The organism is Nocardia sp. NPDC050712, from assembly GCF_040654295.1.
In the GTDB taxonomy this organism is placed as follows: domain Bacteria; phylum Actinomycetota; class Actinomycetes; order Mycobacteriales; family Mycobacteriaceae; genus Nocardia.
The window spans coordinates 496,685-518,917 of sequence record NZ_JBFAHT010000001.1; the positions used below are offsets into that span (position 1 = coordinate 496,685).

General features: G+C 66.9%; 17 protein-coding genes. 9 read left to right on the top strand and 8 right to left on the bottom strand.

Annotated elements, in window-relative coordinates:
* Positions 1-9: 9 nt before the first annotated feature.
* The gene (locus AB0H76_RS02375) at positions 10-4,671 is read right to left on the bottom strand and encodes a DUF6531 domain-containing protein (RefSeq protein WP_357316216.1); all 4,662 of its coding nucleotides are present in this window, start codon (positions 4,669-4,671) and stop codon (positions 10-12) included.
* A complete protein-coding gene (locus AB0H76_RS02380) occupies positions 4,668-5,000 on the bottom strand; it encodes a type VII secretion target (protein ID WP_357316219.1) in 333 nt (110 codons plus the stop codon). Before AB0H76_RS02380 ends, AB0H76_RS02375 begins: the two co-directional genes overlap by 4 nt.
* 286 nt (positions 5,001-5,286) lie before the next feature.
* Here AB0H76_RS02380 and AB0H76_RS02385 point away from each other — a divergent pair, with 286 nt between their 5' ends.
* On the top strand, positions 5,287-7,110 hold the full coding sequence (locus AB0H76_RS02385; RefSeq protein ID WP_357316222.1) for an SCO2524 family protein: 1,824 nt from the start codon (positions 5,287-5,289) through the stop codon (positions 7,108-7,110).
* A 64-nt stretch (positions 7,111-7,174) separates the two neighbouring features.
* Here the strand turns inward: AB0H76_RS02385 and AB0H76_RS02390 are convergent, their stop codons facing one another.
* Positions 7,175-8,650, bottom strand: a complete 1,476-nt coding sequence (locus AB0H76_RS02390) for an MFS transporter (RefSeq protein WP_357316224.1) — start codon at positions 8,648-8,650, stop codon at positions 7,175-7,177.
* Positions 8,651-8,847: 197 nt separating this feature from the next.
* Positions 8,848-9,519, bottom strand: a complete 672-nt coding sequence (locus tag AB0H76_RS02395; protein ID WP_357316227.1) for an FCD domain-containing protein — start codon at positions 9,517-9,519, stop codon at positions 8,848-8,850.
* Positions 9,520-9,725: 206 nt separating this feature from the next.
* Between AB0H76_RS02395 and AB0H76_RS02400 the strand changes: the two genes are divergently transcribed.
* The 7 genes from AB0H76_RS02400 to AB0H76_RS02430 all read left to right on the top strand — a co-directional run bounded on the left by AB0H76_RS02400 (position 9,726) and on the right by AB0H76_RS02430 (position 17,917).
* Positions 9,726-10,874: an MFS transporter gene (locus AB0H76_RS02400; RefSeq protein ID WP_357320329.1), complete on the top strand. Its 1,149-nt coding sequence runs from the start codon at positions 9,726-9,728 to the stop codon at positions 10,872-10,874.
* A 245-nt stretch (positions 10,875-11,119) separates the two neighbouring features.
* Positions 11,120-12,577 (top strand): nitrate/nitrite transporter, encoded by a 1,458-nt coding sequence (locus AB0H76_RS02405; protein ID WP_357316230.1) that lies wholly within the window; start codon positions 11,120-11,122, stop codon positions 12,575-12,577.
* A gap of 29 nt (positions 12,578-12,606) precedes the next feature.
* Positions 12,607-15,144, top strand: a complete 2,538-nt coding sequence (gene nirB / locus AB0H76_RS02410; RefSeq protein ID WP_357316233.1) for a nitrite reductase large subunit NirB — start codon at positions 12,607-12,609, stop codon at positions 15,142-15,144.
* Positions 15,145-15,208: 64 nt separating this feature from the next.
* A complete protein-coding gene (gene nirD / locus AB0H76_RS02415; RefSeq protein ID WP_357316236.1) occupies positions 15,209-15,592 on the top strand; it encodes a nitrite reductase small subunit NirD in 384 nt (127 codons plus the stop codon).
* Positions 15,589-16,827 carry a uroporphyrinogen-III synthase gene (locus AB0H76_RS02420; protein ID WP_357316239.1) on the top strand — a complete coding sequence of 413 codons (1,239 nt, stop codon included), beginning with the start codon at positions 15,589-15,591 and terminating at the stop codon, positions 16,825-16,827. Before nirD ends, AB0H76_RS02420 begins: the two co-directional genes overlap by 4 nt.
* Complete coding sequence (locus AB0H76_RS02425) at positions 16,824-17,549, top strand: sirohydrochlorin chelatase (RefSeq protein ID WP_357316241.1); 726 nt, start codon at positions 16,824-16,826, stop codon at positions 17,547-17,549. Before AB0H76_RS02420 ends, AB0H76_RS02425 begins: the two co-directional genes overlap by 4 nt.
* Before the next feature lie 29 nt (positions 17,550-17,578).
* Complete coding sequence (locus tag AB0H76_RS02430; protein WP_357316243.1) at positions 17,579-17,917, top strand: TfoX/Sxy family protein; 339 nt, start codon at positions 17,579-17,581, stop codon at positions 17,915-17,917.
* A gap of 7 nt (positions 17,918-17,924) precedes the next feature.
* Here the strand turns inward: AB0H76_RS02430 and AB0H76_RS02435 are convergent, their stop codons facing one another.
* Positions 17,925-18,440, bottom strand: coding sequence for a hypothetical protein (locus AB0H76_RS02435; protein WP_357316246.1), 516 nt, complete (start codon positions 18,438-18,440; stop codon positions 17,925-17,927).
* A gap of 130 nt (positions 18,441-18,570) precedes the next feature.
* Here AB0H76_RS02435 and AB0H76_RS02440 point away from each other — a divergent pair, with 130 nt between their 5' ends.
* Positions 18,571-19,023: a VOC family protein gene (locus AB0H76_RS02440; protein ID WP_357316249.1), complete on the top strand. Its 453-nt coding sequence runs from the start codon at positions 18,571-18,573 to the stop codon at positions 19,021-19,023.
* Between the two features lie 55 nt (positions 19,024-19,078).
* On the opposite strand, the gene narI is transcribed toward AB0H76_RS02440, so the two are convergent.
* The 3 genes from narI to narH are packed head-to-tail and all read right to left on the bottom strand — an operon-like array spanning position 19,079 to position 22,226.
* Positions 19,079-19,840, bottom strand: a complete 762-nt coding sequence (gene narI, locus AB0H76_RS02445; RefSeq protein ID WP_357316252.1) for a respiratory nitrate reductase subunit gamma — start codon at positions 19,838-19,840, stop codon at positions 19,079-19,081.
* Complete coding sequence (gene narJ, locus AB0H76_RS02450; RefSeq protein WP_357316255.1) at positions 19,837-20,517, bottom strand: nitrate reductase molybdenum cofactor assembly chaperone; 681 nt, start codon at positions 20,515-20,517, stop codon at positions 19,837-19,839. Before narJ ends, narI begins: the two co-directional genes overlap by 4 nt.
* Positions 20,514-22,226: a nitrate reductase subunit beta gene (gene narH / locus AB0H76_RS02455; protein ID WP_357320332.1), complete on the bottom strand. Its 1,713-nt coding sequence runs from the start codon at positions 22,224-22,226 to the stop codon at positions 20,514-20,516. Before narH ends, narJ begins: the two co-directional genes overlap by 4 nt.
* Positions 22,227-22,233 lie beyond the last annotated feature (7 nt).

Below are 22,233 nucleotides of genomic sequence, written 5' to 3' on the forward strand. Positions count from 1 at the left end.
GGTTCCCTTCTATCTTGTCCAGAACATTGTAAAGGGTGAATACAATTCGGGTTTCGATGTGCCTCTTGCCACTCCGAGCTCGACGTTCAAGCCTTCGATGAGCGGGAGGCAGGTCTTGTAGCAGAAATTGGTTGATGCAGCACCGTAGACGACGGTATCGTGCGGTCCCAGTGACTTGAGTATGTTTTCTTCAGCATGTCCAGGTCCGTTCACGAAACTCTCGTTCGAGTTCAAGTTCCAGTTTCTCGGCATTTCGCCTTCGCCATTTATGCCGACAATGGTGCGATACTCGCCTGTTTTCCAGTTATAGACGCCGAATACCGCGGTAGTGTTGTGAAAACCGCGCCTGAGGGAGTTGAGCTCTTCGGCGCGTTGGCGTGCCAAGTCCGCGTCGTCGCGTGTGCCCGGACTGCATGGTGTCAAGCCGAGCGGGTCGAGCCGGACACCCGGATTATGGGGATAGGTATTCGGGTTGGGGGACGGAAGCAGTCCCAGTGGATCCTGGGTGAGGTATCGCCCCGTAGCGGGATCGTAAACGCGGTAGAAGTTGTAGTGGAACCCGGTTTCGGCGTCGTAGACCTGTCCGGGGAAGCGCAGCGGCGTCGCTGATGTGCCGTTCCACGTGGTTATACCCCACAGGTCGGTCTCCGCGGTTGCCTCGGTGCGACAGGTTGCGGGGTCGACTAGTTCGAGGGGAGTACCGACGAGGTCGGCAACGATTGCGTGGAATTCGCGGTCGACAGCGGATTGTTCGATGGACTGGGTGATGGGGGTGTAAGTGTCGGGTTGATACGTCCAGCGGGTGACTGTACCCATCACGCACTGCTCGGTCAGGCAGGTGCCGTCCCAGGTGAAGTCGGTTTGCTCGACGGCTGCGGACCCGTCTTCGGTAAGGCGTCGTTTCGATGAGCGACGCCCCAGTGCGTCATAGGTGTATTGCCACCATGCGCCGGTCGGCGTGTACACGTCGGTCAGTTGATCGAATGCGTTGTAGCGGTAGTGCCAGACATCGGCTTTGCGGGATAGACGGATGGTTGTTTTGCGGATCAACCGACCGCAGCTGTCGTAGTGGTAGCGGTTGTGCCCGTCTTGGATGAGGAGGTTGTTGTGGTAGCGGCGCCGGCTTGCCGTGAACGGCCGACGTCGTTGCTGGGCAATGCGGGCTGCCGCGTGGTCGGCTTCTTCTTGGTGGCGGGTGGAGTACCGGCCCGTGATGTTGTCGAGTTGGTCGTAGGCGTACTGCTCGGCGAGGACGCCGTTTTCAGTGATGGTTGTTACTCGGCCGATCGAATCCAGGCCGTAAGTTCGGTGCACGGGTTCGGAGTCGCCCCGGCGAACGGTGTGGGCGGTGGGGTATCCGTCCGCGCGGAAGGTGTATTCGTCATTCCGCATCGACTGCGGCTTTGCTGCCTTGGTATCGGGCCGAGCCGCTATGGGATGGGCGAGCACCTTCTGGTTGGCAAGGTGTCCGGCGGGGGTGAGTGTGCGCTCGATCATGAGGCTGTCTACGGCCCAAGTGGTCAGCTGGCCGGCGGCGTTGTAGGTGAAATCGACGCTGCGGCCATCGGTGACCATGGTGGTGATTTGGTCGGAAGGGTTGTGCTGCCACCGTGTTTCGCTACCGGATGGCGAGGTTCGGGCGAGGCGCCTGCCGAGGCGGTCGTACTCGAAGGTGCTGACGTGCTGTCCGTCGAGTTCCTGGGTGAGCAGTTGTTCGCTGCTGTTGTAGGTGAATTCGAGGGTGCGGATCGGATTCGCAGCATGGCCCGAAACCGCGGTCAGCAGTCGTCCGGACAGATTGTGGGTGTAGCTCAGCCATTCCCCGGTTGCAGCGGAGATCTTGGTGAGGCGGCCGAGGATGTCGTAGCTGTGCTGACGGGTCACCCCGGTTGCGGCGGTGACGGTGCTGATGCGGCCGACCCGGTCGTGGGTGTAGGTGGTTGTGGCGCCGGTGTAGTCGGTTTCCGAGGTCAACCGGCCGGCTCGGTCATAGGCGAAGTGCCAGGACAGACCGATCGGGTTTGTCACCGATGTGAGGCGTTGTTCGGTATCCCATTCGTAGCCGGTGACAGCGCCGGTCGGATCACTACGCTGTTGGAGGAGATCGAATGCACCGTAGTGGTAGCGCGTTATGCCGTGATTGGCATCGGCATAGAGAGTGAGGTTCCCCTCGCCGTCGTACGACCAGACTTCGCTGTTACCGTCGGCGTCAGTGCGCCGCAACAGTTTCGACTCACTGGTCCATTCGTAGCGGGTAGCTGCCCCGGTCGGCTCGGTGACAAGGATCGGACGGCCGAAGTGGTCACGGTCGACGGTCGTGCGGTTCCGCAGAGGGTCGGTGACGGTGATCGGGAGACCAGCTGGATCGACTTCGACGCTAGTGACAGCGCCGTCGGCTCGGGTGATGGTGGCGACCGCGCCGGTGTGATGGTAGGTGTATTCCGTACGGGCACCAGCGGCGTCGATAAAAGCAGTGTGATTGCCTTCATCGTCATATTCGTGCCGATAGACGACACCCGCCTCGATGACGGTGCTCGGACGTCCACGGGTGTGATATTCGATCCGTATGTCTGCGCCATCGGGTCGAACGATTGCGCTGAGGTCGCCGTCGGAATTGTAGTTGTAGGTGGTCGTCGCTCCGTCAGCGGTCACGACTTTGATCGGCCGGCGGTTCTTGTCGTAGTCGGTATAGGTGCGGTTACCCAGCGCGTCGATTATTTCGCGACAGCGTAGGTCGGCGTCGAAGATGTAAGTTGTTGTCGCGCCCAGCGAATCGGTGGAAACGGTGCGGCGGCCGGAACCATCCGGATAGACGACGTAGTCGAGGTTGGCGTTGACAACGCCAGAGTTGCCGCGCTGCTGGATGACGCGACCCGGTTCATCGTAGACATTGAGTAGACTGTTGCCGTTGGAGTCCTTCCACCACAGCATGCGGTGGGCGTCGTCATAGCCGAAGGTAGTGGTGGCACCTACCCCGTTGGTTACGGCGATCAACTCACCGTGTTCGTACTCGAACTCTCTTATCCGGGTGACGAATTCATTCCCATTCGAGTCGCTCCCGAGTGCAGACAGAGCGGTTATGCGGCCTTCTGTCGACTGTACTGAAATGCGGTAACCGCCGGAATGTGTTATCTCGGTCGGGTTTCCGCCCTGGTCGTATCGGAACTGGACACGGTTGTGGTGGCGATCGGTGATTGCCGAGATGGGATAATCGCCGGATAGAGCTCCCGTGGTGTCGCCGGATAGTGCGAAGTGCCACATTATTTCGCGCTCGGGATTGTATATCTGATAACCGCCGGATTCTGTGCGGCTCAACGGCCATTGATGGGCCGCCTCCATCGGCAGTACCGCCGTGCCGGGAGCGGAGTGCGGATAGCCGAGCAGGATGCCGTCTTCACCGATGAACGTGACACTCGACTGCTCGACGATGATCCGCATATCGAGCGTGGCAGCCCAGGTCGGGCCGAACCAGCGTCCGTACCGATACCCGGAGCGATGTAGTCGTTCCAGCACCAAGGGTAGAACGCCGGGAAGGTCGACATCGGTTGCCTCGAGCAGGAACTCGCCGCTGGCCGCGTCGACGGGGTCGTTGCACTTGGTGAGATCGACCTTGGTTTGAGTGTTCTTGGGATCGTTGTTCTTCGCCTCATCGGAGGCGCCTTCGTTCGATTTCGGTTTCTTCGTGCTCGCCGGCGAGGTCGGGCTGTCATCGGTCTTCGGAGTCTCGCCTTTGCTAGGTTCTGGTGTGTCCGACTTCGGATTGTCGGTCTTCGTCGGTTCGGTCGAGGCCGGTTTCGTCTTGTCGGTGCTGGAGGGCTCGGTGCCGGCCGGTTTGGTGGAGTCGTCCTTCGAATCGTCACCGGACTTGTTCTTGTTCTTCTTCGAACCCGTGGTCAGGTCGGTCGACTTGCCGTTTTTGCCACGCAGCTTCTTCGCGATCGCAGTGAACGCGTCTTTCAGCTTCGCCAATAGCGGGCGTAGTTTCGCCATCGTCTTGGCCAGGCGGGTGAACAGTTTCGTAATCGTGGCCACGGTCTTGGCGACGTACACCGCTGCTTGTGCGGCGATCAGCGGGGCGGCTGTTCCCAGAGTGAACAATGCTTCCGCCGCCCACGCCGCCAACCGGCCTACTGCTTGCGCAACGAGGTCCTTGACGGTGTCACGGACGGCCGAGACGACCATTCCGGCCATTTCGATGGCCTGTGACGCGGCGGAGGCTGCCTGTACCGCGGCGTTCAGTGCGTCCGAGGTCTCGGCGGACCTAGTCTTGTAGGCGGTTGCGGTAGCACCTGTCCAGTCCGAAACATCCTGTTCGACGGCAGTTTTGTGAGTTTGAGCGGTCTCGGCGATCTTGGCTGAGACGTTCTCCCAGGTTTTTGCGTAGGCGGCGATCTGCTCAGGATCACCGGCGACGTAGTTGAGGGCGTCTTGCAGCGGTTGGACGTGATCGATCAACCAGCCCACGCCGTAGGAGGCCAGAGTTCCCAGTGGATCCACGGCAAGCGACGCGGCTTCCGCGGCCAACCCGACCATGCCGAGACCCGCATCGATCCATGACCCGGAGGAGATTGCCTCCGACAGATCCGCGACAGTGTCGAAAAGTCCGACCCCCGAATACCATTCGGTTGGTTCTTCTTCTTTCGAGGCGATCAGCGAGTTCGGCTCGCTCACGAGGCCGGGCCCTCGATCTTGGCGGTCTGTGCCTTGGTTTTCGCCGCGTTCGCCGTGTCGGTGGCGGTGAACCCGTCGGCGACCTTCTTCAGTTTCGCCGCATCCTCCGCTACCGCGTCGATAGCGGCCTGGATGGCGTCGACGCCCTCGGTTTCCACCGAATCCACGAACAGGGGAGGCAGAAAGGCGCAGATCTTCCCGTACGCATCGGTCGGCGCCGACACGGCCTGCGCCGCTTGCAACGCCATGCTCAGCGGGTCCGTCAGCTTCCCGAGGTTCGTGGCATGCGTCGCAAGCTTCGATGCGTCGACATTTACCGAATCAGCCATGGCCGTGAACCCCCTCGAGCACGGTGCTCCCCGGCACCGATCAAACAACTCTTCGCGCGTAGTACGTTGACCGAGAGCATAACTGCGGTCGGGCTCGAACCGTTCGCCGCGAGCCTCCGCGCAACGGTCGCATGCGGTGCGGCCTTCCCGGCTCGGGCCCGCACGGCCGACATGGTGCGCCTGATGCTCTGAGTTCGCCGCGAAAGGCCGTGCGTGTCATCGTCGGCGCGGGTATACCGGATGGGGACCGGCTCCAATCCCTGCGACGGCGTCAGGACAGTGGCGGATGAGAATTCAGCCCAGACAACAGATTCTGGATATTTGGCAGTCGGTATTGAGTGCTTCCGGGGCCGGTGAGGTCTGGGCTTGGGGTGGCCCCGGCGCCGGCGACTCGATCAGTGACGCGGCGCAATTGCTGTGCCTGCTCTACCCGGCCACCGAGATCGACAGTCTCGCGATCGGCAATCCGGATCGGATCGCCGATGATGTCGCGACGGCGCTGGAACCGCTCGGCTGGCCCAGCCAGATCGATCAGGCGCTCGTCGGCCTGCTCGAGGAATACCTGGAACGTAATACCGCGGCGGACGGGGAGCCGACCTTTACCGTGGCCGACCACGTGAGCGGCACCGAATCCGGTCGTCCCACCGGGGCGCAGGGCGGGATCGAGGCCGTCGACGCGTACGCGATCTCGGTGCGGCTGTGCCTGGCCGGTCTGCGCTACCTCTGGAGCGCGCAGCGGGCGGCCGCCGAGCGGCGCGGGCACATGGATCGGGTGCTGCGGCTCACCCGGAGCCTGGGCGCCCGGCTGACTGCCGCGCTCACGGGGCTGCTGCGCAGCTTCGTCGTCACCACGATCGTGCCGGAATCGCCTGCCGGGCAGTCGATTATTCGCATGCTCAACCAGGCCGACCGGCCCGAGAAGCAGGTGCTGCGGGAGCTGTCGGAATCGCTGGAACGGGTGCGCACCCGGGTGCGCAACGATGTCTCGCTCGGCCGGACCCACGGCTTCGACCTCTACGACGACCAGTTGCTGCTCGAGTGCGGCTGGACCTGGGGCGTCGCGAAAGACGCCGCCCCGGTCGATCTGGTCGAGGCCGCGGTCGCCGTGCGCGCGGGGATCGCGGAGCCGCGTCCGGATCTGTATTTCACCAGCACCGCCCTCGACGCCATCGACGATCTGCTCTCCCCGCACACCCGCGAATCGGGTCTGCTGGACGAGTCGCAGTGGCGCCTGGCCGAGGCCTTGCAGATCCGTTCCGATCTGGCCCGGCGCTACTGGTCGACCGTCGCCCGATTCGGTTCCGGGCATTGGCCGCTGGAAGACATCCCGTGGCGCACCTCCGACGGCGAGCAGTCCGACTACGCCAGCCTGGTGGTGGCCGGCATCCTGATCCAGGATCTGGCCGACCGGGTCGCCTCGCACGACGAACTGCCCAGGGTCGCCGCGATTCTGGACGAGCTGGCGCGGCACGGCCGCATCACCCGCCGTCCGATGCTCGACGATCCGGCGATTCAGCTGCACGCGCCGGGCATAGCGGTCCACCTGAACGGCACCGAGGAGGTCGACGGCGGCCCCCGATTGCGGCGCCGGGTCCCGGATTTCGCGGCGGTGCTGCTGGAACGCACCCTGCAGGCCGCGGGCCTGGCCACCGAGCTCGGCACTCGCGATCAGTTGATGCGCCTGGCCGGGCTCACCATGGAACACCTGAACCTGCGCTTGCTGCAGGAGGGCCCCGCGGCCGGGCTCTGGGAGCACGCCACTGGCGGGCCCGGGGATTCCGGCCCGTCCTGGTGCCTGAGCGAGCGGGTCACGCGCTGTCTCGTCACCGCCGAGCGCGGCATCCGCGCCCCACTACCGAGCGCCCCCGCCAGCCGCACCCTGGCCCGGGAACTGCTGTGCGAAGCCGAACACCTCCTGGACCGCCAACTCCTGGACACCGAAACCTCCACCGCCCGCCACGATCTCGGCCGCATGGAAGACCTGATCGACCGCTCCCGCGACCTGCTGACCCGCGGCAGCCCCGGCACCGCCTCCGCCCTGGCCCTGCAGGCCCTGCACCAGCTGGACCGCCTGGCCGTCGCCCGCTCGGACGCCGACCGAATCCGCTAGCCGTGGACGGCAATGCCGCGCCGAGACAGGTTGTCTCGGCGCGGCATTGAGCTACGAGCGCCCCTTACACGTTGGCGTAGGCGAGGGAGGGGACTCGGCCGATGGCGAAGGTGGAGCGTAGGTAGAAGAACCAGGTGACGCCGGCCATGACGAGGAAGGCGACGGCGTAGGCCCAGAAGGCGGGGTTCATGCTGCCGAAGTTGATGTTGGACAGGCGGAGGGCCTGTTGCAGCAGGTAGCCGCCGGAGGCGCCGATCGCGCCGATGACGCCGATCGCCGCGCCCGCTTGGCGTTTGGCCGAGGCCTGGGCGTCGGTGAGTTCCATGCCGTGTTCGGAGGCGTGCTTCTTGGCGACGGCGGAGAAGATGGACGGGATCATCCGGTAGGTGGAGCCGTTGCCGATGCCGGTGAGGACGAACAGCAGCAGGAACGCCGCCAGGTAGAGCGGGAAGCTCTTCATCTCCAGCCCGGCCATGATCAGCGCGACCGCCACCGACATGCCGGTGAAGACGCCGACGGTGATCTTCGCGCCGCCGACCTTGTCGGAGACCCAGCCGCCGAAGGGGCGGCTGAACGAGCCGACGAACGCGCCGAGGAAGGCGAGGTTGCCCAGGGTGGTGATCCAGCCGATCTGGGCCAGGTGCGGGAAGTTGGCCTTGATCAGGGTGGGGAAGGCGAAGGAGAACCCGATGAAGGACCCGAAGGTGCCGATGTAGAGGAACGACATCACCCAGGTGTGCTGATTGGTCAGCGCGAGTTTGTAGGACTTGCCGTCGGATTTCGCGGTGGCGATGGAGTCCATGTAGCGCAGCGCGCCGAAGGTGGCGATCAGGATGAACGGCACCCAGACCAGCACGGAGAGCGTGATGCCGAAGCGGTAGCCCGCGGGATCCTTGGCCAGCAGATGGGTGCCGAGGGTGATCAGCAGCGGCAGCACCAGCTGGGTCTGTGCGACGCCGAGATTGCCGCCGGCGGCGTTGATGCCCAGGGCCGCACCCTTTTTCCCCTCGGGGAAGAAGAACGAGATGTTGGCCATCGACGAGGAGAAGTTACCGCCGCCGAAACCGGCGAGCGCCGCGAGCACCATGAACACCCACATGGGTGTGCCCGGCTGGTTGACGAAGTAGGCCAGGCCGAGGGTCGGGATGAGCAGCATCGCCGCGCTGAACGCGGTGAAGGCCCGGCCGCCGAACTTGGGAATGGCGAAGGTGTAGGGGATGCGCAGGGCCGCGCCGACCAGGGTCGGGGTGGAGGTGAGCAGTAGCGCGTTGCTCACCGCGACCGGGTTGCCCTTGCCGAGCCCGGCCAGGAAGTCGAAGCCGGCCAGGCCCATGCTGGTGACCACGGTGCCCCAGATCACCCAGACCGAGAACCCCAGATTCTCGGCGAACACCGAGAAGATCAGGTTCTTGCGGGCGGTCTTGTTGCCGCCGGATTCCCAGAATTTCGTGTTGTCCGGTTCCCAGTGCTCGAGCCAGCGCCCGCGCTTCTGGTGCTCGAACTCGGACTGCTGGCCGGTGGCAGCAACTGTGGCAGTCATCGGCTTCCTCTCGATTGCCTCGCTGGTGGGTCGAGTCAAAAGGTAGAAGCCGCGTGTTGCGTCCCAATGGCCTTCGGTGACGTTCCCGGCAAATCGGACTCACATTGGGGAAGTGCCCTCGGTGACCGGTTGGTTACTTTGGGATTCGAATGCGGGACCAGTCGGACTTGTGTTTGCTGCGCGGGCGATGCCGGTAACTAGCGATCGGGATATTCGGCGATCAACGCGGCGAGGAAACAGCGCGCGGCTTGCACGGCGGCCTCCGGATTCCCGTCGACGACGGCCTGCACGAGTTCGATGTGCTCGGCATCGTAGGAATCATCGGCCCGCGAGGTGCGGGACCGGATGACCTGTTCGATGGCGGGCAGCAGCGAGTCGTAGAACTCGAGGTACACCGCGTTGTGGCTGGCGACCACGATCGCGCGGTGCAGTTCCACGTCGGCGGTGATGGCCGCGTGGTTGTCCTCGTCCCACTTGTTCTCGTTGCGTTCGTCGAGCAACTGCCGCAGGGTGGCGATGTCGGCGTCGTCGCGGCGGCGCGCGGCCAGCGCGGCGGCCGTGGTGTCGAGCGCGAGCCGGAGTTCGAGCACATCGCGTTCCTCCGCGTCGGCGAAGTACTTGGAGAGCGTGCCGCCGACTTCCGAGGCGGCGATCACATAGGTGCCCGAACCCTGGCGTCTTTCGAGCATGCCGGCGTGCACGAGGGCCTGAACGGCCTCGCGCACGGTATTTCGGCCGGTCCCGGTGAGCTCTGTGAGCTCCGGTTCGGTGGGGATTCGAGACCCGATCGACCAACGCCCCGAACGTATTTCGGCACGCAGCTGCTCGGTTACCTGGGCAATGAGGCTGGTGCGCCGGACTGGTTGCACCGGATCAGAGTACCGCCCATCACAAATTGTTGCCTCACATCATCGGGTCATCCTATGATTTCCGGGTGACAGCAACTCTCTCGGAAACCCCCACGCGCACCGAAATCGCCACCTCCCGCCTCGACCACACCCCGGTCGAGGCACCTTTCGACGTGCGCAGACGGGGGCTGGTCGAGGGTCGGTTGCTCGTTCTGCTCGCGATCGTCATGTCGGCGCTCACGCTGCGCGTCGCGGTCACCGCCTTCAGTCCGCTGGCCGAGCGGATCGGCGACGACATCGGCTACTCGACCGCCGTCATCGGCGTCTTCGGCATGATCCCGGCCGCGATGTTCGCGCTGTCCGGCCTGCTCACCCCGATCATGGTGCGCCGCCTCGGGCTGGAGCGCACCGTGCTCGCCGCGATGGTGCTGGCCGGCGGCGGCATGCTGATCCGCGCCGTCGTCCCGAACACCGGCGAACTCCTGGTTTTCTCCGCGCTGGCCCTGGCCGGCATGGGTATCGGCAACGTGGTGATCCCGCCGCTGGTGAAGCGCTACTTCTCCGATCGGCTCGCGATCGTCAGCTCGCTGTACATCACCATGGTGCAGCTGGGCACGGTGATCCCGGCGCTGATCGCGGTGCCGGTGGCCAACGCGCACGGCTGGCGGATCTCGATCGGCCTGTGGGCCGCGATCGGGTTCGCCGCGGCGCTGCCGTGGATCTGGGTGCTGCGGATCCGGCGCGGCCACGATCTGGCCGACACCACCGCGCTCCCGGCCGACGAGGAGCCCGCGGGCCAGGTCTGGCGTTCGCCGCTGGCCTGGGGCATGGCCGCCATGTTCGGCGTGACCTCGCTGATCACCTACGCCATGTTCGCCTGGCTACCGCGCATCCTGGAGGACGCGGGCGCCAGTGACGCCTTCGGCGGCACCATGGTCGGGCTGTTCGCGCTGGTCGGTCTGTCGGCGGCGTTCACCGCGCCGACGCTGGTGGCCAAGGTGCGCAACCCGTTCCCGTTCGTGCTGGCCTTCGCCGCCTGCTTCTTCGTCTCCTTCGCGGGTCTGCTGATCGCGCCGATGAGCGTGCCGCTGCTCTGGGTGGTGCTGCTGGGCCTGGGCCCGAGCACCTTCCCGATGGTGCTCACGCTGATCAACATGCGCACCCGCAGCCCGCGCGGTTCGGCCGCGCTGTCGGGCTTCGCGCAGGGCGTCGGTTACGCCATCGCGTGCTCGGGCCCGCTGCTGTTCGGCATGCTGCACACCGCCACCGGCGGGTGGGGCGCCCCGTTCGCGATGCTCGTCGTCGCGGTGCTGGTGCTGCTGGCCGGAGCGTGGAAGGCGTGCAAGCCGCAAATGCTCGAGGACACCTGGAACTGATTCGAGTTGCGGCCCGTGTGGCGTGACCGCATGATGGTGCGCGTCACACCTCACGGGTCTTTCTCGTCGATGTCGGGTCTTGTTCACCCACGGAAATCGTTGTGACACACAGCGGAAACATTCGAGCGGAACTCACCCGGCCCGTCGGGCACACGTGAGCAACCGTTGATTTAGCGGCAATTCAGGGCAGCATTTCGGCAATACCAATTTCCTACCGTTGGGCCTAACCGAAATTGGGAGGGCCCTTGTTGAGCACGCTGACGCGTAACCGCAACATCGAGCACTGGGATGCCGAGGATGTCACCGCCTGGGAAGCCGGCGGCAAGCACATCGCCAAGCGCAACCTGATCTGGTCCGTGGTGGCCGAGCACGTCGGATTCTCGGTGTGGTCGATCTGGTCGGTGATGGTGCTGTTCATGCCCACCGACAAGTACGGCATCGACGCGGCGGGCAAGTTCTTCCTGATGGCGGTGCCGACGCTGACCGGCGCGGTGCTGCGCATCCCCTACACCGTGGCCACCGCCCGGTTCGGCGGGCGCAACTGGACCGTCTTCTCCGCGCTGCTGCTGCTCATCCCGACGCTGCTCACGCTGTACTTCGTCAATCAGCCGGGCACCTCGTACACCACCTTCCTGATCGTGGCGGCGTTCGCCGGCTTCGGCGGCGGCAACTTCGCCTCCTCGATGACCAATATCAACGCCTTCTACCCGCAGCGGCTCAAGGGCTGGGCACTCGGCCTGAACGCGGGCGGCGGCAATATCGGCGTGCCGGTCATCCAGCTGATCGGCCTGCTGGTCATCGCCACCCTCGGCAACGGCTACGCCTCGCTGATCTGCGCGATCTACCTGGTCGCGGTGGCGGTCGCCGGCCTGGGCGCCGCGCTGTTCATGGACAACCTGACCAACCAGCAGGCCGACCTGTCCTTCATGGTCTCGGCGCTGAAGGTGCCGCAGTCCTGGGCGATCGCGTTCCTCTACATCGGTACCTTCGGGTCGTTCATCGGCTTCAGCTTCGCCTTCGGCCAGGTGCTGCAACTGAGCTTCAAGGCCGGTGGCGATACGGCGGTGCAGGCCACCCTGCATGCCGCGCAGATCGCCTTCATCGGCCCGCTGCTCGGTTCGCTGGCCCGCCCCTACGGCGGCAAGTGGGCCGACCGGATCGGCGGCTCCAAGGTCAGCCTCTATGTCTTCGGCGCCATGATGGCGGCCGCGGTGCTGGTGGTGGCGGCCAGCTCGCTCGGTGACCGCAACGGCGGCGTCCCCTCCGGCGGCGCGATGGTCGCGCTGGTCATCGGTTTCATCGCGCTGTTCGTGCTCTCGGGCCTCGGCAACGGCGCGGTCACCAAGATCATCCCGTCGGTCTTCGAGGCCAAGTCCCGCGGCCTGGACCTGTCCGAGAACGCCCGGGCCGCCTGGTCGCAGAACTGCTCCGGCGCGCTGATCGGGTTCGTCGGCGCCATCGGCGCGCTGGGCGGCGTCGGCATCAACCTGGTGCTGCGCTCCTCCTACGCCTCGACCAACTCCGCGACCACCGCGTTCGTGGTGTTCATGGGCTTCTACGTGGCCTGCGCCGCGGTGGTCTGGCTGGTCTTCCTGCGCCGCCCGGTCGCCCCCGATCTCGAAAAAGACCCAGCCGACATCGTCGCCGAGGCCGAAGCACTGGTCCTCGCGGCCGAAACCACCACCTCGTCGGCTCGCGCCTGACACCCGACCCCCTCCAGGGAGGACATCTCATGAACAACGAATCCCGCAAGACCGCGGTGGTCGTCGGCCATGGCATGGTCGGGCACCGCTTCGTCGAAGCCCTGCGTGCCCGCGACGAGGCCGCGCAGTGGCAGGTCATCGTGCTCAGCGAGGAGGCCCAGCCCGCCTACGACCGGGTCGGCCTGTCCTCCTACGTGGGCACCTGGGACCCGAACGGCCTTGCCCTGCAAGGCAACACCTACGACGGCGACGAGCTGGTCGACCTGCGCCTCGGCGTGCGGGCCGACACCATCGACCGGGCCACCCGCAAGGTCACCACGTCGGCCGGCGAGGTGCTCGCCTACGACGCGCTGGTGCTGGCGACCGGGTCCTACGCCTTCGTGCCGCCGGTGCCCGGCCACGACTCGGCGGGCTGCTACGTCTACCGCACCCTGGCGGACCTGGACGGCATCCGGGCCGCGGCCGAGGCGGCCGGTCCGGGCGCGGTCGGCATCGTGGTCGGCGGCGGCCTGCTCGGCCTGGAGGCGGCCAACGCGCTGCGCCTGCTCGGCATGACCCCGCACGTGGTGGAGTTCGCGCCGCGGCTGATGCCGGTGCAGGTCGACGAGGGCGGCGGCGCCATCCTGAAGAAGCTGGTCACCGATCTGGGCCTGCACGTGCACACCGGCGTCGGCACCTCGGCGATCGCGGTGCTGCCGGACGCCCCGGCCGCGGAACGGCTCGAGGTCACCCTGTCCAACGAGACCGCGGTCCGCGCCGCGGTGGTGGTCTTCGCCGCCGGTATCCGCCCGCGGGACCAGATCGCCCGCGACGCCGGCCTGGAAGTGGGCCCGCGCGGCGGTGTGATCACCGACCTGGGGCTGCGGACCTCCGATCCGAACATCTACGCCGTCGGCGAGGTCGCCGCGATCGAGGGCGTCTGCTACGGCCTGGTCGCCCCGGGCTACACCACCGCCGAGATCGTGGCGGACCGATTGCTCGGCGGCGCGGGCGAATTCCCGGGCGCGGACCTGTCGACCAAGCTGAAACTGCTCGGCGTGGACGTGGCCAGCTTCGGTGACGCCTTCGGCAGCACCGAGGGCGCGCTGTCGGTGGTGCTGCACGACGCCGCCAAGGGCACCTACGCGAAACTCGTTGTCTCCGACGACGCGCAGACCCTGCTCGGTGGCATCCTGGTCGGCGACGCGTCGGCCTACGCGGCGCTGCGCCCGCTGGTCGGGTCGCCGCTGCCGGCCGATCCGGCCACGCTGATCTCTCCGGCCGGCGCGGAACTCAGCGCGGACGCGCTGCCCGACGACGCTCAGATCTGCTCCTGCAACAACGTTTCCAAGGGTTCGATCTGCGGCGCCATCGCCGAGGGCGCCTGCGACGTGCCGGGCATCAAGAGCTGCACCAACGCCGGAACCTCGTGCGGCGGTTGCGTTCCCATGCTCAAGAAGCTGCTGGAGCAGTCCGGTGTCGCGGTCTCCAAGTCGCTGTGTGAGCACTTCTCCCAGTCCCGCGCCGAGCTGTTCCACACCGTGCAGTCCACCGGCATCCGCACCTTCTCCGAGCTGATCGCCAAGCACGGCAAGGGATCCGGCTGCGATATCTGCAAGCCGACCGTCGCCTCCATCCTGGCCTCCACCTCCAGCGAGCACATCCTGGACGGCGAGCAGGCCGCGCTGCAGGACACCAACGATCACTTCCTGGCCAACCTGCAGAAGAACGGCACCTACTCGGTGGTGCCGCGGATGCCCGGCGGCGAGGTCACCGCCGAGCAGCTCATCACCATCGGCGAGGTGGCCAAGGAATTCGGCCTGTATGTGAAGGTCACCGGCGGTCAGCGGATCGACCTGTTCGGCGCGCGCGTGGAGCAGTTGCCGCCGATCTGGAAGCGGCTGGTCGAGGCGGGCATGGAATCCGGTCACGCCTACGGCAAGTCGCTGCGCACGGTGAAGTCCTGCGTCGGCTCCACCTGGTGCCGCTACGGGCAGCAGGACTCGGTCGGCATGGCGGTGCTGCTCGAAAAGCGTTACCGCGGTTTGCGTTCCCCGCACAAGCTGAAGCTGGCGGTGTCGGGTTGCGCGCGCGAGTGCGCCGAGGCGCGCGGCAAGGACGTCGGCGTGATCGCCACCGAGAACGGCTGGAACCTCTACGTCGGCGGCAACGGCGGCCTGACGCCCAAGCACGCGGTGCTGCTGGCCGGTGAGCTCGACGACGAGACGCTGATCCGCTACATCGACCGCTACCTGATGTTCTACATCCGCACCGCTGATCGTTTGCAGCGCACCGCGCCGTGGCAGGAAGCGCTGGAGAACGGCCTGGATTATCTGAAGCAGGTCGTCTGCGAAGACAGCCTCGGCATCGCCGCGGATCTGGAGGCGGCGATGGCTCAGCATGTCGATGGCTACCGTGACGAGTGGGCCGCGGTGCTCGACGACGAGCAGAAGTTGTCGCGCTTCGTGTCCTTCGTCAACGCCCCCGCGGAGGCCGATCCGACGATCTCCTTCGACGACAGCGGCGAGCGGAAGGTTCCTGTGCTGTTGGGCACACCGCAGTTCCCGGCCGCTACGCCTGGGAAATGACCGCTTAACCGCATAGAAACAGGACGCCGGTACCAATGGGTAAGGCGTTTGGAGGATGACACCGATGACCGTGATCGATACACCCGGCATTGCCCCAGCTACCACCGCTGGGTGGACGCAGGCCTGCCGCTTCGACTACCTGATTCCCGGCCGCGGCGTTGCGGTGTTGCTGAGAGGTGGCCAGCAGGCCGCCCTGTTCCTGCACACCGACGGTGTTCTCTACGCCGTCGGCAATATCGACCCCTTCGGACGCGCGGCGGTGATGTCCCGCGGACTCGTCGGTGACCGCGGCGGTGTGCCCGTCGTGGCCTCACCGCTGCTGAAGCAGGCGTTCTCGCTGCTGGACGGGCGCTGCCTGGACGACGCGAGCGCCGCGCTGCCGGTCTACGCCGTGCGCGTGGACGACGGCATCGTGTCGGTCTCCAACAACCCGGCGGAAGCCCCATGACCGCCCCCGATCAGGGTGCGTGTCTGGCCGGTTTCACCATCGGCATCACCGCGGCCCGGCGCGCCGAGGAATTCGGCACGCTGCTGACCCGCCGCGGCGCGAATATCGTCTCCGCCCCGGCCATCCGGATCATTCCGCTGGCCGACGACACCGAGCTGGAGCGGGTCACTCGCCGGCTCGTCGAGCAGCCGCCGCAGATCACGGTGGCCACCACCGGCATCGGCTTCCGCGGCTGGATGGAAGCCGCCGAAGGCTGGGGGCTGGCCGAGGAACTGCGCGCCACCCTGGCCTCGACCCGGATGCTGGCCCGCGGCCCGAAGGCCAAGGGCGCCATCCGCGCCGCCGAACTGCGCGAGGAGTGGTCGCCGGCCTCGGAGTCCTCCGCCGAGGTGCTCGACCATCTGCTCGCCGAGGGCGTGGAGGGCGTGCGCATCGCCGTCCAATTGCACGGCGCCACCACCGAATGGGAGCCGGTTCCGGACTTCTGTGAGGTATTGCGCTGTGCCGGTGCGGATGTCGTGCCGGTGCCGGTGTACCGGTGGACGCCGCCGGAAGATCAGGGTCCGATGGATCAGCTGATCGAGGCGATCGTCACCGCCAACCTGGACTGCGTGACCTTCACCAGTGCCCCCGCGGTGGCCTCACTTCTGATGCGCGCCAAGGAAACCGGGCTCCTGGAGGGCGTGCTGCACGCCCTGCGCGGGCGGGTGCTGCCCGCCTGCGTCGGCCCGATCACCGCGGCGCCGCTGGAAGAGCTCGGCGTGGCGACCTCGATGCCGGGCCGGGCCCGGCTGGGCGCGCTGGCGCGGCACGTCGCCGAGGAACTTCCCCGGCGCGCCAACCGGATTCAGGCCGCGGGCCATCACCTCAGCGTGCGTGGCGCGTGTGTCGTCGTCGACGGGACGGTGCGCCAGCTGGCGCCCGCGCCGATGGCGCTGATGCGGTCGCTCGCGCGCCAGCCCGGTCGCGTGGTGTCCCGGGAGGACCTGCTGGCCGCACTGCCCGGCGGTGGCGACGACACGCATGCCGTGGAAACCGCGATCGCCCGCCTGCGGGCCGGCCTCGGCACCCCGAAAGCCATTCAGACCGTGGTGAAGCGGGGCTATCGGCTCGCGCTCGACGCGGCCGAATGCGCCGATGACAATGTGCGGCCGGAGGTGCCCGCGCCCCGTGCGCACGGCATCGCCAGTCCGCTGCGCGCGCCGCGCTACGCCCAGACGCTGGGGACCTGGTGAGTACCCCGGCGCTGGTGCTGGTGGCGCACGGTACCCGCAGCGCGCGCGGCGTCGAGATGATCGCCGCGCTCGCCGAGGCGGTGGCCGCCGAATTGGGCGCCGCCACCGCGGTGCGCACGGCGTTCGTCGACGTGCTCGGCCCGTCGCCGGCCGAGGTCCTGCGCGGGCTGGACGCCGACGGGGAAGCCGTTCCCGCCGTGGTAGTTCCGGCGTTCTTGGCCTCGGGTTATCACGTCTATCAGGACGTGCCGCGCGAGGTCGCGGAGAGCTCACATCCGGCCGTGGTCGTCACCCCGGCCATGGGCCCCGATCCGGCGCTGGCCCGGATCATGGCGTTGCGCCTGCGGGCGGCGGGCTGGCGGCGCGGTGACGCGGTCGTCTTCGCGGCCGCGGGCTCCTCGGACGCCCGGGCCCGGCACGACGTCCGGCGGGCCGCCGCCCTGCTCACCGAGCAGCTCGGCGCGCCGGTCCGCATCGGTTATGTCGCCACGGGCGCGCCACGCGTCCCGGAGGTCGTGGCCGAGCTGCGCGCCGCGGGCAGCGGACGCGTGTTCATCGCCTCCTACCTGCTGGCACAGGGCCTGTTCCAGCAGCGCCTGCACGACGCGGGCGCGGACGGCGTCGCCGAACCCATCGGCGTGCACCCGGCCGTCGTCCGGCTGCTCGCCGACCGCTACCGCGCCGCCGCGCGCCACCTGGTCCGGACGCGCTCGGCCTCATGACTTGTCGGTGCCCTGGTCCACACTGAGCTATGGCATACGACGAAGAGCTGGCCGAGCGGATCCGGGAGCTGATCGAGCCCGGCCCGCACCTGGCCGAGAAGAAGATGTTCGGCGGTCTGGCGTTTCTGATCCACGGCAACATGGCCGTCGCCGCCAGCGGCAAGGGCGGCCTCCTGGTCCGCGTCAGCCGTGAAGTCGAAGACGACCTGCTCGAGGCCGACTTCGTCGAGATCATGGTGATGGGCGGCCGTGAGGCGCACGGCTGGCTCCGCGTCACTTCGCAGGGCCTCACCGAGGACACCGCCCTCGCCCAGTGGATCGCCCACGGCGTCGCCTACGCCCGCTCCCTGCCGCCGAAGCAGAAGTAGCGCTTCTTCAGCGGCGCCACTCGTGCACCGTGTTGGGCCCGCCGGCCATGTCGTCGAGCCAGCGCTCCGCATCGCCGGCGGTGCCCATCCGAATGCCGTCGATTCGCATGGCGTCCAGGACGAGCTGCGTCTGGTCGCCGAAGGACAGCTCCAGGCACCGGATCCGGCCGCGCGCGAGGTCGGACTCGCCGTTGGTCCAGTACCGCAGCCCCGTGCACCGGGCCGGCAGCACGCTGCCGAGGAGCTGGGTCTCGATGCTGCACAGGATCAACTCGTTATCGTCCTGTACCCAGTCTTCCTCCGGCACCACCTCGGGGGTGACGCTGAGCAGCAGACTGCCGTGATCGTCGGACATCCGCACCTGTAGATAGCCGAGGTCGGTCGCGAGGTAGGCGGTGAAGAACCACGGCGCGGCCAGCGGGATCGGCCGATCCCGATCGAGATGGCAGGGCAGGAGCAGATCCTCGAACCGGGCCTGCCGCAGGAACGCGAGCATTTCGTCCCAGTCGAATCCTGATGCCACAGGTGAGAGCCTACTTTCAGCGCCGAAAAAAGATTCTTCGAAGATTTCGGGGAGATGTGTCGAAGGCCGGGGATCGGCTCCGACCTATGGGTGACAGCAGGTCGGAAAACACACACCCAAGGAGCACATCATGACCGTCACCACGTTTTTCTGGTTCGAATCCGCCGCCGAGGAGGCCGGGCAGCGGTACGCCGAGATCGTTCCGAACTCGCGGGTGCTGGGCATCACGCGCCAGGCCGACGGGTCCGCGTTCATCGTGGATCTCGAGCTGGACGGGCAGCGCGTCACGCTGATGAACGGCGGGCCGGGGCATCCGCTGACCGACGCGGCCTCGATCCAGCTGATCGTGGACACCCAGGAGGAGCTCGATCGGCTGTGGGACGCGCTGGTCGAGGGCGGCGCGCCGGGGCCGTGCGGCTGGCTGACCGATCGCTTCGGATTGAGCTGGCAGGTGGCGCCGTCGGTGCTGATGCAGCTGATGGCCGGTACGGATCCGGCGAAGACCGCCGCGGTCGCCGCCGCGCTGCGGTCGATGTCGAAGATCGACACGAAGACGCTGCAGGACGCCTACGACCACGCGTGACAAGCGAATACGGAATCCGCCCACACTCCGGCCGGGGTATGGGCGGATCCGCTCGTTACGAGCGCCAGCGTTCCGGGGTGACCGGGGCGTCCCAGGCGCGGGCATAGCGCCGGGTGTCGGGCGCGTTGGATTCCTTGGCGCGGTAGACGATGTAGGGCCGGGTCAGGTAGCCGATGGGCGCGCTGAACATGTGCACCAGGCGGGTGTAGGGCCACATGCCGAGCAGGGCCAGGACGACCAGGCCGTGCGCCTGGAAGGTCCACGGCGTGCCGACCATCAGCTCCGGCTCCGGGTTGAGCGTGAAAAGGCTACGGAACCAGGGGGATACGGTCTCGCGATAGTTGTAGGTGCCCCACAGCAGGTTGCTGCCCCAGGTGTTGAGCAACCCGGTGACCAGGGCGGCGGTCAGCAGCAGGTACATCAGCTTGTCGTTGCCGGTGGTCGCCTTGCGCACCGCGACCGTGGTGACGCGGCGATACAGCAGGATGCCCACGCCGGCCAGCACCGCGAGGCCCGCAACCGATCCCGCGCCGACGGCGATGACGTGATAGGTGTGCTCGGAGATCCCGACGGCCGCGGTCCAGGACTCCGGGATGAGCACACCGAGCACGTGCCCGCCGAACACGCCGACCATGCCGAAGTGGAACAGCGGGCTGCCCAGGCGCAGCAGCCGGCTCTCGTAGATCTGCGAAGACCTGGTGGTCCAGCCGAACTGGTCGTTGCGATAGCGCCAGATGTGGCCGAGCACGAACGAGGTGAACGCCACGTAGGGAAGGATCAGCCACAGCTCCGTGGGCAGGTGCGGGACGAAGTTCATCGACGGCCTCCGGCGGTGTCGAACAGGGCGGGGTCCATGCTGAAGGGGTCGAGGCCGACCTCCTCGTCGGGCGGGCCCTGGGCGGCGAGTTCGGCGATCTTGCGGCGGTCGGCGGTGGTCAGCGGCGGCAGCGTCGCCACGACGGCGCCGAGGATCCCGGCGTAGGGAGATCCGGTGTCGGACAGCGACAGTCGCAGTAGTTCGACGACCGGCAGGTGCTCGCCGAGCAGGCGTTCACCGCCGATCGGATCGACCGTCGCCGCGAATTCCAGCAGCACCGGCAGGTGGTCCGGCAGTTCGTGGTCGCCGAGTTCCACGCCCGCGTGCTTATAGGCGTGCTTGAACCGCAGCAGCGCCATGCCGCGCTTACGGGTGTCACCGTAGGCGTAGTACGTCAGGTGCAGGCTGGCGCGGCGGCGCAGGTCGAAGGTCTCGACGTAGGACGCGGCCAGTTCCAGCGGCGGCGTCGCCCGCAGGTGGTCCAGCAGTCCGGCGAACAGTGGCCGCACATGATCGGGCAAACCCGTTGCCGCACTGTCGAGCTGGTCGAGCATCGCCAGCGCCCGCTCGTCGGGATAGTCCAGCAGCAGCGCCGCCAGCCGCCAGATCAGCCGCCGCTGGTGCTCGGAGACCGGGATCGCCGGCTCGGGCCGGCGCCGCACTTTCAGCAGACTCATTGCGCTACCCCGTTGACAGTGACGGACGGCGACCCCGGCCCGGCGCCGTTGCCGGCCGGGATCGTCGTACCGTTCGCGGCAGCGCCGTTGCTGCCGTTGCTTCCGTTGCCGTTGCCCGACCCCCCTGCGGTCGGCAATAGGCCACTGGTGCTCTTCCCATCCCAATTCAGCAGATTGATCCGCCCCGACTTCTCCTCCGGCGCAGCACCATTGGTGTCGGTGAGATGGAACTTCTCCACCATCTGATCGAACGCGGTCATGCCGGGCCCGCCGTCGGTGTCCAGGCTGCACCCGGTGGCGAGCGCGTCCAGCTGGTGCGCCTCGGAACCGGCCCCGTTCGGAATCACATACCGGTCTTCGTATTTCGCGATCGCCAGCAACCGGTACATGGCCTCGATCTCCTCGGGCTCGAGCCGCACGTTCGGCGCGATCGAGGGATCGGGCTCCACGCCGAGGTTCACCGACCGCATGAACGCGCGCATTCCGGCCAGCCGTTGCAACGCGGCCCGGACCGGGCCCACCTCACCGGCGGTGAAGAGTTCGGCCAGGTATTCCACCGGAATGCGCAGGGCGTCGATGGCGCCGAACAGGTTTCGCGCGTCCTCACCGTCGTGCCCGGTCTCGGAGAGCACGTCGACCACCGGCGACAGCGGCGGCACGTACCAGACCATCGGCATGGTGCGGTATTCCGGATGCAGCGGCAAGGCGATCTGGTAGTCGACGATCAGCTTGTAGCACGGCGAGTTCTGCGCGGCCTCGATCCATTCCGGCGAGATGCCCGCCCGTTCGGCCTCGGCGACGACCCGCGGATCGTGCGGGTTCAGGAACACTCCGAGTTGCGAGGGGTAGAGATCCCGGGTGTCGGTGACCGAGGCCGCTTCCTGCACCTTGTCCGCGTCGTAGAGCATGACGCCGATGTAGCGCAGCCGCCCGACGCAGGTCTCCGAGCACACCGTCGGAATGCCCACTTCCACGCGCGGATAGCAGAACGTGCACTTCTCGGCCTTGCCGGTCTTGTGGTTGAAGTAGATCTTCTTGTACGGGCAGGCGGTGACGCACTGGCGCCAGCCGCGGCACTTGTCCTGGTCCACCAGCACGATGCCGTCCTCGGCGCGCTTGTAGATCGCACCGGAGGGGCAGGCGGCCGCGCACGCGGGGTTCAGGCAGTGCTCGCAGATACGCGGCAGGTAGAACATGAAGGTCTCTTCGAACTCCAGTTTCACCTTGTCCGAGAGCCGCCCGAGCAGCGGGTCCTTGCCCACCTGCTCCGGGCCGGAGCCGAGGTCGTCGTCCCAGTTGGCGCCCCAGGTGATCTGCGTATCCTCGCCGGTGATCAGCGATTTCGGCCGCGCCACCGGCACGGTGTCGGTGGCCGGGCTGGACAGCAGGTTGTCGTAGTCGTAGCTCCAGGGCTCGTAATAGTCCGCCACCGTGGGCATATCGGGGTTGGCGAAGATATTGAGCAGCCGCTTCATCCGCGAGCCCGACTTCAGGGTCAGCTTGCCGCGTTTGGTGAGCGTCCAGCCGCCCTTCCACTTCTCCTGATCCTGGTACTGGCGCGGATAGCCTTGTCCCGGACGGGTTTCCACATTGTTGAACCAGATGTACTCGGTGCCACCGCGATTGGTCCAGGCCTGCTTACAGGTGACACTGCAGGTGTGGCAGCCGATGCACTTGTCGAGGTTCATCACCATGGCCATTTGAGCCATAACACGC